Origin of the sequence: Salibacterium salarium (assembly GCF_030813635.1) — a bacterium.
Lineage (GTDB): Bacteria > Bacillota > Bacilli > Bacillales > Marinococcaceae > Salibacterium > Salibacterium salarium.
In genome coordinates, this window is the sequence record NZ_JAUSUM010000003.1 from 22332 (window position 1) to 37775 (window position 15444).

Below are 15444 nucleotides of genomic sequence, written 5' to 3' on the forward strand. Positions count from 1 at the left end.
ACACTTGCAACATTGGTATTCGTTACCTGTATTTCTTATTATAAAAGTGCAAGGTGGCTAAACGTTCTACCATCTGGACACTTACGTTATACATCGAAGACACGCAAATATTTAAATCTCTCTAAAAAAAAGACTGCCCTCAAAAGTGTCTTCATCCACTTTTGGGGCAGCTCCGCTCTTTTTTAACCTTCTAGATCTTCCTCACCTGCTGGCTCTTCGTCCACTGCAGGTTCTTCGTCCATAGTAGGATCTTCTTCTGTATCTCCACAAGCACTAAGAACCCCTACTGCCATTACTCCAGTTAACAATGCATACAACCATTTTTTGTTCATTATTAAACCTCCTTTTGTAATGGAAGAGGATGAACGTCTTTTGTTCTCCTCTTGCTTTAATTAAAAGATATCACAGTACTCTAGGAATTAATTAAAAAATTTTGAACTTTGACACTTTTATAGAAACGTCCCATAATCTTACGATAAAATTTCACACATTTGCGTTCTTGATTAAAAACATGTTTTAAAATTTAAAATTAGGGTAATACCATTTAGATGTAGATGATACTTTATACTAATACATATAATTATTATAGAAAGAACGGGAGTTAGATAAGATGGAAAACGATCATCAGATTTTCAGTAAAATCGGAGAAGATATTTTAGAAAATATCGATAGTTTAGAAGAACGAATGCGTAATCTGCAACAATTAGACAGCCGATTTAGTTTTGCTCAAAACAATGATTATTTTCTCCATTTAACAAAAGAGTTGTTCGTTGAGATTGGGGAAGGTATTAGTAATGAACATCCTGAATCTGAGACCTTAAAAACACAAATAAAAGAATGGGGGAATAAGGTAGCACAATACTGTTTACACAATGATGTGAGCTTGTCCACAGCGTTACAGGTCATCCCTAAGTTCCGAGAAGTACTTATCACGACCATTGAAAAAAAATGTTTAGAATTTAATTTGTCATTGCATGATTCATTTTATATATATAACACCTTTGAATCATTGCTTGATAATGCCGCTCATGTATTCAGTCATACGTTTTTGCATCATCACATCGAAGCTTTAGAACGTGCAAAACAAGAAATGCAGGAAATTTCGGTACCTGTCGTCCCTATTAAACAGGGAACAGCCGTCCTGCCGATTATTGGTGATATGGATGATGATCGTTCTGAATTTCTCCAACAGCGTACATTAGAACGAGCAACCGAACTCGAATTATCTTATTTAATTATTGATTTATCTGGTATAAATACTATCAACACATGGTTTGCCCAGCATTTAATCCAACTAATTGATGCACTACAACTGCTTGGAATCGACACCAGCATTTCTGGCATGCGCCCTGAGCTTTCTCAAACGATTGTACAGCTCGGCATTACATTTAAACATGTATCTAAGTTCCTCACACTAGAACAAGCACTTGTGCAACATACTGTCTACTCATAACACTATCAGAGTTCCCTGTCATAGACAGAGAACTCTTTTTTAAAGTTCAAGTCTCCAAGGGGATATTGTGCCAAACGGTGGAATCGTTTATTATAGAGTAGTTAGACGTTCTATGAAAAAGAAAGGGTTATTAGATGAGTAAGTTAAACGAAGAAATAACAGCTCGTAAGACATTTGCAATCATCTCCCACCCGGACGCTGGAAAAACGACCTTAACCGAAAAGCTTCTCTACTTCGGCGGAGCTATCCGTGAAGCTGGTTCTGTGAAAGGGAAAAAAAACACAAAACAAGCAACCAGTGACTGGATGGAGATTGAAAAGCAACGTGGAATTTCCGTTACAAGCTCTGTCATGGAATTTCATTATAAAGACCACCATATAAATATTCTTGACACACCAGGACACGAAGACTTTAGTGAAGACACGTACCGAACGCTCACTGCAGCAGACTCTGCCACCATGTTAATTGATGCTGCCAAAGGGGTCGAAGCCCAAACGGAAAAACTATTTAAAGTCTGCAGCATGCGCGGTATTCCCATATTTACTTTTATCAATAAAATGGACCGAGAAGTAAGAGATCCTTTTGAATTAATGGAAGAAATGGAAAATGTCTTAGGTATCCGTTCTTACCCGATGAACTGGCCGATTGGTATGGGACAAAATTTCTACGGTATTTACGACCGCCATTCCAAAAAAGTAGAGCTTTTCAACGCTGAAAATCCGTCTCACGTCGAAGTGAAAGAGACAACCGGACCAGACGATCCTATTCTCGATGAATTCGTTGATTCGGCCTTTTTGGCTCAATTTCGTGAAGAAATGGAATTGCTTGATGTAGCAGGGGATCCTTATGATGAATCAAAAATCATGGAAGGCGACTTAACTCCTGTATTTTTTGGTAGTGCTGTTTCTAATTTTGGCGTCCAAAACTTTCTCGAGCATTTTCTACATTTCGCTCCTTCTCCGGTTGGAAGAGATAGTGACCAAGGAATGATTGAACCAGTGCAGGATACATTTTCCGGCTTTATCTTTAAAGTTCAAGCAAACATGAATCCAAAACACAGAGACCGCATTGCTTTTTTACGAATCACATCTGGAAAGTATACACAAGGGATGCAAGTAAATCATGTCCGTTTGAATAAAACAATGAAACTCGCTCAACCTACCCAATTTCTTGCACAAGACCGCAGTATCGTACAAGAGGCTTATGCTGGAGATATTATCGGGCTGTTTGATCCCGGAACTTTTCGAATTGGGGATTCTCTTGTTGAAAAGGGGTCGTTTCAATTTGCAGAAATGCCGCACTTCTCCCCGGAACATTTTGCTGCCATTTCTGCAAAAGATGCCATGAAACACAAATCATTTGAAAAAGGGCTTCAACAACTTACAGAAGAAGGTGCGATTCAACTATTTGAAACGTACAATAAGTATCCACAACAACAAATTGTAGGAGTTGTCGGTGAACTTCAATTTGAAGTACTTGAACATCGTTTAAAAAATGAATATAAGGCAGACATCAGACTCGAACATCTCCCGTTTTCGATTGCCCGCTGGGTGAGCGGAGATGCCGACGAACTAGAACAATTTAAAAAACGGCAGCGAAACCTTGCTACCGATCGTGATGGCAAAATAGTTGCCTTATTTGAAAATGAGTTCCAGATGAATATGAGCAAGGATAAGTATCCAAACTTAGATTTCCATGAAAACTCTTATTTAAACTAAATCATCAACTGGTACTGCACCCCAAAAGTTAGAGTAAAAAACTAACTTTTGGGGTGCTTTTCATTTATTTTAAAGTCCCATTAGTAAAATATAGTTCATCAAAAATAGTCCTGAAATAATATACATAATCGGAGATACGGCTTTTGGCTGACCAAGTGCTAGTTTTAATAACGGGTAGGCAATGAATCCAAACGCAATACCATCCGCTATCGAATACGTTAATGGAATTAATCCAATGATTAAATAAGCAGGAAACCATTCTGACATATCCTCAAATGTTATGTGCCTTATTTCTTGTACCATCAATCCTCCAACAATAATTAATACCGGTGCAATCGCTCCCTCAGGAATGGCAGTGAAAAGCGGAGCGAATAGCAAAGAAACCAAGAATAAGACACCTACAACTACAGCCGTCAAACCAGTCCGTCCACCTTCCGCAATACCAGACGCACTTTCAACAGTTGGTATCGTTGGAGATGTTCCGAGGAATCCACATGATATCGTAGAAACTGCCGAAGCTTGATATGATTTTGAAAACTTCGCACGATCCGGCAGCATTCCATGTAAAAGCCCCATACTTTCAAACATAATAATAATGGTTAACGAAAATACAGAAACCCAGAACGAAAGCTGAAGCCAATTGCTGAAATCTGCCATACCTACCATCGAACTATATCCATAAAATGTAATTTTATCGCCTGCCATTTCTCCTTGAACACCGATTAGCAATCCGATGACAGCGGTAATACCCATACCAATCAGAAAACTTCCCTTTATTTTTCTAACAAACAACGAAAGGGTTAACAGTAACCCAAAGATTGTCAGCAATACGTCAGGCGAAGCTAATTTTCCAAGCGTAACAAATGTTTCATCATCTGCCACAATTAACCCACCCTTCTGTAATCCAATAAAAGAAAGAAAAATACCAACACCTACGGTAATACCGTGTTTTAATGATTCGGGAACCGCACTAGACATTTTCCCGGCGACCGGAGTCACAGTTGAAATGAAAAATATAGCTCCTGCAATGAGTACAGCTGCCAGCCCTTGCTGCCAAGATAAACCAAAGCCTTGTACAATGGTATACGTAAAAAATGCATTGATACCCATTCCAGGAGTGAGTACGATCGGAGCATTTCCCCATAATCCAATCAAAAAACAGCCAACTGCGGTGGCAAGAATTGTTGCTAAAAGGGCATACGAGTAGGGCATTCCCGTATCTGCCAAAATAGCTGGATTAACGACAAGAATATAAGCAATGGTAAAAAAAGAAGTCACACCAGCTGTGAGTTCTTGCTTTAATGACGTGCCATGCTGTTCTATTCGAAACATAATCATCCTTCTTTCTAACCAATATCTTTTCTTAAGACACGACTCTTTTCGGTAAATGCAAATGGCGGCTATCAAAATTGAAAACCATTCGCCATACCCATCTACGCTAGAGCCTTTGAACATAAAAAAGCTACGAATCTCTTAGGATGTAAGAGACTCGTAGCCGGGAAATTATCGGACCCTGTAGAAACCCCGAACCCATTCGTTCAGGTTATACGAGCAAATTATTAATATTTATACCAAAAGATATTATAAGCAAAGCCCAGCAATACGTCAATACACAAAAATATCCTACCTGCGAAAGTTTATTTCATGTTATCCTTAAATAGATTGAAAATAAGCGAAATGATTATTGGGAAAAATACCCAAGAACCGTCCTTTTTTTCGTTGCAAAATGGCCTGTACTATAGGTGGACGCTTTTCGCTCCGACTGAGGATTAAAAGTTGGGTACTTTTGCTAAAAATGTCAAACATGTATACTTTCTTACGGCTTACAACAAACTAATTCTCCTTCATGGCAGGAAACAAAAGGAGTTTTTGAATATGAATATAGCAATGTATCAAATGAATATTATCCCGGGAAAACCCGAAGAAAACCGCAAAAAAGTAACCACATGGGTAAAAAAAACCGTTGCTTCTTACAATCCCGATGCAGTTATGCTGCCAGAGATGTGGACAACTGCCTATACTCTATCATCTCTACCGTTACTAGCAGATGACGAATCATCAGATCATACTCTCGCATTCTTACAAGAACTCGCGGTCACTTATAACCTTACTGTTTTCGGCGGATCACATGCTGTAAAAACGAAGGACGGAATCGTTAACCGAGCGTCGATTATTGCAAATGATGGAGCAGTTCTATCACTATATGATAAAATTCATCTCGTGCCGATGCTCGCGGAACCGGATTACCTTATTTCTGGAAAAGAAATGCCCTATGCGGCGGAATACGGTGAACTGAAAGCTGTGGTAGGCATATGCTATGATTTGAGATTCCCTGAGTTATTCCGACCTCTCGCTGCTGAAGGAGCAAATGTGCTCATTATTCCTGCTGAATGGCCGGATGCAAGGGCGAACCATTGGCGAAGTCTATTACAAGCAAGAGCGATTGAGAATCAAATATATGTCGTTGCCTGCAACCGCATCGGTTCGTATAATGGAACAACATTTGCAGGTCGATCTATGGTAGTAGACCCTAATGGAAACATTATAACTGAAGGCTCCACAGAACAAGAAGAAACAATTATTGCCGATATCGACATCGCTCAAACCGATTTCATACGAAAAAACATTCCTGTTTTTACAAGCAGAGATACGACAAAATACCGATTTTAACCAGAGGTGACAAACATGAATACAGTAGCTATAGATATGGACGGAACACTCCTTCACACCGATGGATATGTTTCTAAAAAAAACGCAGACGCGTTAAGACGCCTTCAAAACGAAGGGCATAACGTTGTTATTGCGACAGGACGAGGCGTAAATGACGTAGAACGATTGCTAAAAAACGCAGACCTTACGCCCGACGGAATTGTTGCGTTAAATGGCAGCATTGTTTCTTGGCAGGGTGAACGTATACGAGAGAAGTATATGGATAGCAATGATGCTGTACAGCTTGCAACATGGCTCGATAATAATGAATACTACTACCATATTAATACAGGTGATGGAGTGTACAGTCCTCCACGTTCACGCGAGTTTTTTATGAATGATTTGGAGATATATACACAAGATAAAGAAAAAGGGGAAGAAATGAAAGAAGCCATTCGCCGCCGGGCTGATGGACACCGACGTCAAGCTCAAATGAAAGAGCTGACATCACCTTCCCTTATTACAGAGAATAATATTACTGTATACAAATTTCTTATAATTTCTATGCTTGAACCTAAGCTCAAAAGTTGTGTCAAATACTGGGGAGACTATAACAATATACTTGTGACCTCTTCCGGACGGGATAACCTTGAAATCATGCATCCAGAAACTCAAAAAGGAAAAGGGCTTCTTCATTTATTAAACCACGCTGAACTTGACGTGGAATCTACTTTTGCTATCGGGGACAACTTTAATGATCTTCCATTATTTAATGTTGCTGCAACAAGTATTGCAATGGGGAATGCCGAGGAGGACGTTAAACGCCTTTCTACACGTGAAACCCTGTCTCACGATGATGATGGTGTTGCATACGCCATTGATTCCTTTATATTAGATCCCTCTTATTCTAAATAATTTATCGTGCCAAAGATGCTTGTATTGCTTCAAAAGAGCGATATTGGTATAATTTTATTGTTTCTTTGTACAATTATTACAATGTAAAGACACCGTTTAACCTGACTGGAACGGAAACCAGCCAGGTTTTTTCTGTAGAAATATTGAAAGGAGAAAAAAGAATATGGAAGAAACAACGATATTATCTTTGCTCCCACCGGCTCTTGCTTTACTTATGATTATCGTCACTCGTAAAGTACTCCCTTCCCTTGGAGTTGGAATTATTGTCGGAGCTTTGATATTAAACGATTGGGCGTTTATTCCCTCCTCTACTCTTATTTGGGAAACATTTTCCGGTATATTTGTATCAGAGGGAGCTATCAATGACTGGGAACTTTTTATTATTTTGTTTTTATTGATATTGGGGATTATGGCTTCTCTAATCAGTTTTTCAGGAGGGAGTAGAGCATTTGGTGATTGGGCCTTGCAGCGGGTGAAAACACGAGTTGGTTCTCAACTCATTACCCTCATCTTTGGTATTCTCGTTTTTATTGATGATTATTTCAATAGTTTGACGGTGGGTCAAGTCAGCCGCCCCCTTACCGATAGACATAACGTCTCCAGGGCCAAACTTGCATATATTGTGGATTCGGCTGCGGCACCTATTTGTGTGCTTGCCCCTTTATCAAGTTGGGGCGCTTATATTATTACTATCATTGATGATATATTAAGTGACTACAGTGGGATTGCATACAGTGGATTACAAGCATTTATATACATGCTCCCTATGAACTTCTATGCACTGGCTGCTATTCTCTTTGTGTTTCTTGTGATTGTGTGGAAACTTGATATTGGATCTATGAGAAAACATGAGGAAAGAGCGATCGTTCATCAGCAGCTTTTAGATCCGACTCGAAAAAATGTTCCAGGGGATCACAGTCAAGATTTAGACACTCATCATGGTTCTGTTTCAGATTTGGTTATCCCCATTGTTGCTCTTATAATAAGTACTATTAGTTTTATGATCTTTACAGGGGCAAGAGCTGCTGATAATGCCACATTGCTTACTATTTTTGCCGAGACAGATGTCGCTCGTTCCCTTGTTTATGGCGGACTTATCGGACTGGGGGCTTCGGTTTTATTAACTCTTTCTAAACGTCCGTCTCCTTTTCAAATGTTGCGAGCAACATGGAATGGCATTAAATCCATGTTACCAGCTATTTATATTTTAATTTTAGCATGGATTATTGTCACGATTATCGATCAATTGCGCACAGGGGAATACTTAGCATTCTTGATAGATAATGGTTCTTTTCCGACTGTATTTTTACCTGCCCTGCTATTTGTAATGGCTGGACTTATCGCATTTTCTACCGGCACATCATGGGGAACCTTTACAATCTTACTTCCTATTGCTGGTGAAATTGCGTCTGTCTTAGATTTGTCCATGATTTTGCCTTTTTTAGCAGCGGTTTTAGCTGGCTCTATATTAGGGGATCATTGTTCTCCTATTTCAGATACGACCATCCTATCTTCAACAGGAGCAGGCAGCCACCATATCGATCACGTAGTCACACAGCTTCCCTATGCTATTCTAACAGCAATTGGAGCATTCATTGGATTTCTTGTACTCGGAATGACCGGAAGTACCTTAGCTGGGCTTCTAGTAACCTTATTTATCATTGTTGGTATTGCTTTCTCCTTGAAAAGCGTTATAACCCCATTACCTGAAAACTAATTCCCGTTTTATAGAAGCTGTCCCGTGTCATAGTGACTTCTCACCATGACAAAGAGACAGCTTCTTTTTTTAACACAAACACATCCCTTCGTCCATTTTCTCGAACACAACGGTATGGAAATATCCGATATTGTTTAAAAACGGTCAAGAAAGGAAAAATGATAAGTAAGATGTAATAAGGGTTTTTAATGCATAGGAGGCGATCGGTGTGGAAATTTTATTTGTTGTCATTGTCGTTATTATCGTTGCTGTTTATTTTTCTCCCTTCTTTTTGGAAAGTGTGCAAGCATCCTTTCCATACTACAATTCATTGATGAGAGTGCGATATACCATAATATTTGGTGGTATCGGGTTGTTGTACGGGATAGCGGGAAATCAAATGGACATCAAAGATTTCTTTCTCGGAATGATAGCCGGAAGCTTTATCGATTTTCAACTTCGTCCGAACCGTCATCAATAAAGGAACTCACCCGTTCATAAAATAAGAAATCTTATTTATGACAATGGGGAGCTGCATGCCGGACAGTAGGGGTGGTCAACATCCGCCATTACAGAGAATCCGAACTTCGCTCAATTGTTTATGAGACAGTTGAAGTCCTATTCCCGCAAGAATTCCAGACGAATGAACGATGGAATTGTGGAATGTATATGCTGCGTTGATTTTTAGATAGCACAAAGAAGGATTCACACGCACTTATTATTTGCTTGTGGCAGGTTGGACAGTAATAAGCTTTGTTTAGACAGTAAATCTGCGAATTCGGCTAGTAAATCGTCTGGTTCGGACAGTAAATTTGAATTTCGCTAGTAAACTTGCTCATTCGGACAGTAATCACTCAAACTTGGCTAGTAAATTATCGAATGGGGACAGTAAATGTTAGATGTGGACCATAAATCCTTGCTGACTCCCTCATTTTAATAAAGAACGATAGCCAATCATTACTAAGAAAAACGGAGCTCGGAAAGTTCGCCCAAGTTCCGTCCTTTGTGGAGCCCCGATTTTTAGAATGTGCTTCTTTCCACATCCGCTACAGACGGGACGCTTTCCGCGAGCATGGCCACATTCTTACTTTTGCACCAAAAGCTCCACATTTTATACATTATAACCTTTTAAAAAGACCGCCTTCTCCATTCATACGGAAAAAGACGGTCTTTTATTTATATTAAACGGATTTTGGAAGAAGTTTGAAGCAACGCATGCAAATCCATTCGTCTATGTTTTGCGACTGTATTGCTTATTTAAACCAATGGATTGGTTCAGGTTTTCTATTGCGGAAAATGTGTTTCACTTCTGTGTATTCTTCTAAACCAGGCTTTCCTAGTTCACGACCAATTCCAGACTGCTTATATCCTCCCCAAGGAGCTTGAGCAAAGTATGGGTGGAAGTCATTAATCCATACAGTTCCAAGTCTCAAGGATCCTGCAACTTCCTCTGCTTTTCCAATGTCTGTTGTAAATACTGCGCCAGCAAGACCATAAATAGTGTCATTAGCTTTTTCAACAGCTTCTTCTTGACCGCTGAATTTCTCTACAGTCAAAACTGGACCAAACACTTCTTCTTGAACAATTCTCATATCTGATGTGCAGTTGGTAAATACTGTTGGTAGGTAGAAGAAACCATCTTGGAGTTCAGCTTTCTCAGGACGCTTACCTCCAACTTCAATTTTTGCTCCTTCTTGTTGACCAACTTCAATATATTTTTCGACTTTTGCACGATGTTCAGCAGAAATAAGCGGACCAGATTGAGTATCATCGTCAAAGCCGTTTCCTAATTTAATGTTTCCAGCACGTTTTACAAGCTCTTCTACAAACTCGTCATGGATGCTGTCTTCTACAAGAAGTCTAGCTCCTGCGGAACATACTTGACCAGCGTGGAAAAATGCTGCGTTTAATGCTTGATCTACTGCTGTTTCAAAGTCAGCGTCTGCGAATACAATATTAGGGTTTTTACCGCCAAGCTCTAATGCAATCTTCTTCACATTAACACTTGCGGATTGCATGATTTTCTTCCCTGTATCAATACCGCCTGTGAATGAAATAAGATCAACATCTGTGTTCTCAGATAACTCTGCACCTACGTCTGTTCCTTTTCCAAGAACAAGGTTAGCAACGCCTTTTGGTGCGCCTGCTTCTTCAATGAGTTCAAATACCTTTACAGTAGTAAGTGGTGTAATCTCACTTGGCTTGACTACTATCGTATTTCCTGCAGCTAGTGCCGGAGCAATCTTCCATGCTGCTTGCAATAATGGATAGTTCCAAGGTGTTATTTGACCGCAAACACCAACCGGTTCATGAACAACTTTACTCTCAGAGTCTGGAATAGGAGATGAAATAACTTCTCCTCCATCTTTGTCTGCAAGGCCGGCAAAATATTGAAAGACACCTGCAATGTCATCCATATCTACGCGACTTTCTTCTATTGTTTTACCAGTATCAAGTGTTTCTAGTTCAGCAAGTTCTTCATTATCTCTTCTTATATAATCGGCAATTTTTTGTACGATTTCCCCTCTTTCCTTTGCAGGGGTGTTTGGCCATTCACCTTTATCAAAAGCAACGCGCGCTGCTTGAATGGCTGCTTTCGCGTCATCACGATTACCTTCAGCAGATTGAAAAATCTCTTCCTGATTATACGGGTTAATGATGGCTCTTGTTTCATTTGACTTCGCCTCTACCCAAGTGCCATTAATGAACATCTTTTTAAGTACCAAGTAAATCACTCCTCATATAGAATAATAACATTTAATTTGTTTAAAATAATTTTAACGTTTCGAATGCGTTTAATTTAACACTTCTCATTTTTATTGTCAAACAGACAAACATTAATGTTTTTTTAAAATGTTTTCCAAACATAACCATATAGGAACAAAGCATTAAATTAATTTTCATCTTTGACATCTATCTTTTATACGTTAAGATAAGTTAATAAATAAAATTTTTAACGATAAATATCTTTTTAATAAGGAGGATTTGAATGTCAAACTCTTCTGATCAAGAAGCTCGAGAATCCTTGGACAATGCGAAAGAACTCGTTATCGATTCTATCGCAGAAACAATGGATTTGTATGGTGTGACACGAAGTGCAGGCACTCTCTATGGAACGATGTATCTAGAAGGAGATATGACGCTCGATGAAATGAGAGAAAAACTCGGAATGAGCAAGCCTAGCATGAGTACCGGTGTAAAAAAACTTCAAGAATTCAATGTAGTAAAAAAGACATTCCGAAAAGGGAAAAGAAAACAGACCTACATTGCAGAAAAAGATTTCTTTCAATTTTTTTCTAATTTTTTCACCCAGAAATGGGAAAGAGAGGCCAAGGTTAATCTTCATTCTATCAAAGATGCTCAAAGTACCTTAACTCAGATCATTAATGAAGATAATGTCTCTGAAGAAGTGAAAGAAGATGCACGTGAGACTTTCCAAGTCATGGAGAACTCTAAACGGTACTACCAGTGGCTTAACAAATTAGTGGAAACGATTGAAACGGGGGAAATTTTTGATTTGATTCCTCTAGATTCTAAAGATGAAGATAGACAATGAAAAGAGAGAGAGTGACTTTAGAAGTCTACTCTCTTTTTTTTAGATATCGGTCAACTGTGTGAATGACATAGGACATTGTAAGGATTTCGATACATTATTTTATAATCATCACAGGGCATTCCACTCTTTTGGCTACTTTGTGGCTGACACTGCCAAGTACCATTGTCTGTAGTTGGTTTAACCCCCTGCTTCCTAAAACAACACAATCATATTGACTGTCATTTGCGAACTTAACAATAGCTGGTCCTGGCTCTCCATGTTTTAAATGAATCTCATAAGAAATTTCCTTTTCCTCCAACATCTCTTCAATCGGAGACAACTTTTCTTTTCGTTTCGATTGAATCACATCAGTGTTTCCATAATGAAGGACATCCGTTTTGGATTTGTCTCCATCTACAACATAAATAATATCAATATGCGGATTTTCTCCTCCTCTTACTAAAGCCATCGCATGTTTTGCCGAGCGTAAAGAATGATCAGATCCATCAGCTGCTAACAATATCTTATTATACATTACTTGTACTCTCCTTTTCTTCAAACTCTTTTCTACAGGATCTCTTTACATACCTGCCTGTTTATTAGAAAAAGTGCGCCACTAAAGCGCACTTTTTTCTAATGCCCAGATGAAAGGCCATCTAATTTGCTCATCAATTGGGAACTTTCTTTATTTACTCCGCTTAACACAATTTCCACATTGCGTTGATGGAATTTCGCTTTTACTTTATCTAATGCCTCCACAGCAGAATCATCCCACAAATGAGCTTGACTTAAATCTATTTCGACTGTGTTGACCGCTTCATCAAAATCGAAGCTCTTCGTAAAATCTGTAACTGAAGCGAAAAACAACTGCCCTTCGACTTTGTATATTTTATATGAATCCGAATGACCTGTTGATTTTTCTACATTCACTTTTGAAATTTTCGCAGCAAAGAAGATCGCACTCAATACAACACCTGCTAGCACTCCTTGAGACAAGTCATGGGTAACAATTACGGTACCTACAGTGACAACCATAACAGTGGAATCACTTTTTGGCACTTTTGTTAACATTTTTAATGAATTCCAATCAAATGTGCTTATAGAAACCATTATCATGACGCCGGCAAGTGCTGCAATTGGTATTTGTACAACGAGATCACCTAGCACAAGGATTAAAAACATTAAAAATACACCGGCAACGAGAGAAGATAACCTTCCATTAGCGCCTGACTTTACGTTGATGACTGATTGACCAAGCATAGCACAGCCAGCCATACCTCCAAAAAATCCTGTTACGACATTAGCATACCCTTGGCCACGTGATTCTTTATCTTTATCACTTTCTGTATCGGTCATATCATCAACAATTGTCGCAGTTAATAAAGATTCAAGGAGACCTACTACAGATAAGGCTAAAGCATAAGGGAAAATAATCACTAATGTTTCAATTGTCAAAGGAATTTCGGGGATAAGAAACACTGGTAATGTATCTGGTAATGCCCCCATATCACCTACGGTTTGGGTGTTGATTCCCATAACAACAGCAAATACTGTTATTGCAATAATCGCAATTAATGTCGATGGGATGGTTTTCGATATTTTTGGAAACAAATATATAATAACCAATGATACCCCAGCTAAAGCATACATCGTCCAGCCTTGTCCTTCAAAATGTTCCATTTGTGACATAAAAATAAGAATAGCAAGCGCATTGACGAATCCAACCATAACGGACCTTGGAATAAACTTCATTAACTTAGACAATTTGCTCCATCCAAATATGATTTGTATAATTCCGGTCAAAATTGAGGCTGCAAGCAAATATTCCAGTCCATGTTGTGCGACAAGTGTTACCATTAACAGTGCCATGGCACCTGTAGCACCAGATATCATCCCTGGACGTCCACCTACAATGGAAGTAACAACAGCGATACTAAAGGAAGCATACAATCCAACCATCGGGTCCACTCCAGCCACAATAGAGAACGCAATGGCTTCCGGAATCAAAGCCAACGCTACAACTATACCGGCCAAGACGTCACCGCGGATATTTCCTAACCACGTCTTTTTAAGTTTTTCTATTACAGTCACTTCTTCTAAATCTCCTTTACTATTTTTTAAGCAAGGGATATTTCCGTCGTTTCGTCCCTCGCTCCTTTGTCTAAACCAGCTTTTGCCTCTACTACAAAAGCCACCGTTACGAACAAAATGGATTCTATCATAGAGTAGTAGTTTCCCCAAACCGTATGTAAGCGTAAGTCATATTATATTTTCTCTTTCATACATGTAAAATTCTCTTCTTTTCTACTTTATTCATCAACTTGTCACATACTATAAATAATTTCACGGGAAAGGAAGATGATTTAGGTGCTTTATAAAACAGGAGATAAATCAAAGACAATTGAAATGATGAAATGTTCATCTTGATTGGAAAAATAAAAAATTTTTGGGAAAATTACCTGAAAAAACTGTGGAATATGGGAAGGAGAAGTTTCTTGAAAAAAGATTTATAGGATTTTTCGTGCGAGGCAGCAGGCGATATGTCTCGATAACTGATAATGCGAGACTCTTCGAACTACACGACAGGGGCTGTGTCTCGAAAAAAGAGAATACTGGACCTTATGAAAAAATGTCCCCCAAATAGAGATGGAGAACATTTTCATGGGACAGGGGATAGGGTCTTATTCTACTACATTTCCTACAGCTTCCCTTCCCATTCACTATAAAATTGTTCTAAATAGCTTATCATAAACTTTTGCCGTTTGTTTGCAATATTAGTTGCTGTTTCTGTGTTCATCAACGATTTTAACCGTAATAGCTTGTCATAGAAATGTTCAATAGCAGTGCTTCGTTTTTCTTTTTCCGGAGAGGCCGGCTTGTGCAATGGTTCCCCCGTACGCCCGGCAAAAGCAAAAGCTCGTGCTATCCCTATTGCTCCTATCGCATCTAGCCGGTCAGCATCTTGAACAACTTTCCCTTCGAGTGTTCTCATTGCTGCATTTTCTCCATTTCGATAAGACATTGTCTTTATAATTTCTATCACATGTCTTACTTGTTCTTCGTTTTCGACGTGTTCCTTAAGCCAAGTTTCTACTTGGGTGAGGGCTTCCGCTTCTGAATCATTCAATTTTATATCTATCAAATCGTGCAGCCATGCTGCCAATTCACATATAAAAACATCAGCCTTTTCGTCTTCAGCTAATTTCACAGCCCAAGTTGCAACCCGATGAGTATGCCAATAATCATGAGAAGGATCTTTCGTTGAAAAAAAGTTTTCAGCTTTTGCTTGCGCTTTTTCGATAATCATTTCGGTATCAGCCATATTAAGCCCACCTTGCCCTGTTTTTGTCTATAGGATGTATCCTTCATTCTTTTATTTCTACACTAATCCCCCTATTCCCTTCTTTCTAGCACGGACAAACTTCCATTCAGAAAGGACGAAATCACTAGCCTTTTATCTGTACAACCTGTCTCAACC

At 39.0% G+C, this 15444-nt stretch carries 13 protein-coding genes and 1 riboswitch; of the genes, 7 read left to right on the forward strand and 6 right to left on the reverse strand.

What is annotated here, in order from left to right; genetic code table 11:
• Positions 1-182: 182 nt before the first annotated feature.
• Positions 183-332 (reverse strand): hypothetical protein, encoded by a 150-nt coding sequence (locus tag J2S78_RS11880; RefSeq protein ID WP_306898828.1) that lies wholly within the window; start codon positions 330-332, stop codon positions 183-185.
• 278 nt (positions 333-610) lie between these two features.
• Here J2S78_RS11880 and J2S78_RS11885 point away from each other — a divergent pair, with 278 nt between their 5' ends.
• Both J2S78_RS11885 and J2S78_RS11890 read left to right on the forward strand, forming a co-directional pair.
• Positions 611-1453, forward strand: coding sequence for an STAS domain-containing protein (locus tag J2S78_RS11885; RefSeq protein WP_306898829.1), 843 nt, complete (start codon positions 611-613; stop codon positions 1451-1453).
• Positions 1454-1587: 134 nt separating this feature from the next.
• Positions 1588-3171 carry a peptide chain release factor 3 gene (locus tag J2S78_RS11890; protein WP_306898832.1) on the forward strand — a complete coding sequence of 528 codons (1584 nt, stop codon included), beginning with the start codon at positions 1588-1590 and terminating at the stop codon, positions 3169-3171.
• A 69-nt stretch (positions 3172-3240) separates the two neighbouring features.
• Here J2S78_RS11890 and J2S78_RS11895 read toward each other — a convergent pair whose 3' ends face one another.
• Positions 3241-4509 (reverse strand): NCS2 family permease, encoded by a 1269-nt coding sequence (locus J2S78_RS11895; RefSeq protein WP_306898834.1) that lies wholly within the window; start codon positions 4507-4509, stop codon positions 3241-3243.
• Between the two features lie 134 nt (positions 4510-4643).
• Positions 4644-4742, reverse strand: a riboswitch (purine riboswitch).
• Between the two features lie 304 nt (positions 4743-5046).
• On the opposite strand from J2S78_RS11895, the gene J2S78_RS11900 reads away from it, so the two are divergent.
• The 4 genes from J2S78_RS11900 (at position 5047) to J2S78_RS11915 (ending at position 8912) form a co-directional block, all read left to right on the forward strand.
• Positions 5047-5841, forward strand: a complete 795-nt coding sequence (locus J2S78_RS11900; RefSeq protein ID WP_306898836.1) for a carbon-nitrogen family hydrolase — start codon at positions 5047-5049, stop codon at positions 5839-5841.
• A 15-nt stretch (positions 5842-5856) separates the two neighbouring features.
• On the forward strand, positions 5857-6735 hold the full coding sequence (locus J2S78_RS11905) for a Cof-type HAD-IIB family hydrolase (RefSeq protein ID WP_306898839.1): 879 nt from the start codon (positions 5857-5859) through the stop codon (positions 6733-6735).
• Positions 6736-6898: 163 nt separating this feature from the next.
• On the forward strand, positions 6899-8452 hold the full coding sequence (locus J2S78_RS11910; protein ID WP_306898841.1) for a Na+/H+ antiporter NhaC family protein: 1554 nt from the start codon (positions 6899-6901) through the stop codon (positions 8450-8452).
• A gap of 208 nt (positions 8453-8660) precedes the next feature.
• Positions 8661-8912, forward strand: a complete 252-nt coding sequence (locus J2S78_RS11915) for a hypothetical protein (RefSeq protein ID WP_125554528.1) — start codon at positions 8661-8663, stop codon at positions 8910-8912.
• A 772-nt stretch (positions 8913-9684) separates the two neighbouring features.
• On the opposite strand, the gene betB is transcribed toward J2S78_RS11915, so the two are convergent.
• Positions 9685-11142 (reverse strand): betaine-aldehyde dehydrogenase, encoded by a 1458-nt coding sequence (gene betB / locus J2S78_RS11920; protein ID WP_306899588.1) that lies wholly within the window; start codon positions 11140-11142, stop codon positions 9685-9687.
• A gap of 278 nt (positions 11143-11420) precedes the next feature.
• Between betB and cudC the strand changes: the two genes are divergently transcribed.
• Complete coding sequence (cudC, locus tag J2S78_RS11925; RefSeq protein ID WP_306898844.1) at positions 11421-11987, forward strand: choline uptake/conversion transcriptional regulator CudC; 567 nt, start codon at positions 11421-11423, stop codon at positions 11985-11987.
• A gap of 94 nt (positions 11988-12081) precedes the next feature.
• Here the strand turns inward: cudC and J2S78_RS11930 are convergent, their stop codons facing one another.
• From J2S78_RS11930 to J2S78_RS11940, 3 genes are all read right to left on the reverse strand, one after another.
• Entirely contained in the window at positions 12082-12501 is a 420-nt protein-coding gene (locus J2S78_RS11930) for a universal stress protein (RefSeq protein WP_306898846.1), read from the reverse strand.
• A gap of 98 nt (positions 12502-12599) precedes the next feature.
• Complete coding sequence (locus J2S78_RS11935; RefSeq protein WP_306898848.1) at positions 12600-14057, reverse strand: SulP family inorganic anion transporter; 1458 nt, start codon at positions 14055-14057, stop codon at positions 12600-12602.
• A 607-nt stretch (positions 14058-14664) separates the two neighbouring features.
• Positions 14665-15288 (reverse strand): HD domain-containing protein, encoded by a 624-nt coding sequence (locus J2S78_RS11940; protein WP_306898850.1) that lies wholly within the window; start codon positions 15286-15288, stop codon positions 14665-14667.
• Positions 15289-15444 lie beyond the last annotated feature (156 nt).

Bases quoted from the DNA above. Each gene is read 5' to 3' on its own strand.
- J2S78_RS11880 (WP_306898828.1), bottom strand. From the start codon at position 332: ATGAACAAAAAATGGTTGTATGCATTGTTAACTGGAGTAATGGCAGTA.
- J2S78_RS11885 (WP_306898829.1), top strand. From the start codon at position 611: ATGGAAAACGATCATCAGATTTTCAGTAAAATCGGAGAAGATATTTTA.
- J2S78_RS11890 (WP_306898832.1), top strand. From the start codon at position 1,588: ATGAGTAAGTTAAACGAAGAAATAACAGCTCGTAAGACATTTGCAATC.
- J2S78_RS11895 (WP_306898834.1), bottom strand. From the start codon at position 4,509: ATGATTATGTTTCGAATAGAACAGCATGGCACGTCATTAAAGCAAGAA.
- J2S78_RS11900 (WP_306898836.1), top strand. From the start codon at position 5,047: ATGAATATAGCAATGTATCAAATGAATATTATCCCGGGAAAACCCGAA.
- J2S78_RS11905 (WP_306898839.1), top strand. From the start codon at position 5,857: ATGAATACAGTAGCTATAGATATGGACGGAACACTCCTTCACACCGAT.
- J2S78_RS11910 (WP_306898841.1), top strand. From the start codon at position 6,899: ATGGAAGAAACAACGATATTATCTTTGCTCCCACCGGCTCTTGCTTTA.
- betB (WP_306899588.1), bottom strand. From the start codon at position 11,142: ATGTTCATTAATGGCACTTGGGTAGAGGCGAAGTCAAATGAAACAAGA.
- cudC (WP_306898844.1), top strand. From the start codon at position 11,421: ATGTCAAACTCTTCTGATCAAGAAGCTCGAGAATCCTTGGACAATGCG.
- J2S78_RS11930 (WP_306898846.1), bottom strand. From the start codon at position 12,501: ATGTATAATAAGATATTGTTAGCAGCTGATGGATCTGATCATTCTTTA.
- J2S78_RS11940 (WP_306898850.1), bottom strand. From the start codon at position 15,288: ATGGCTGATACCGAAATGATTATCGAAAAAGCGCAAGCAAAAGCTGAA.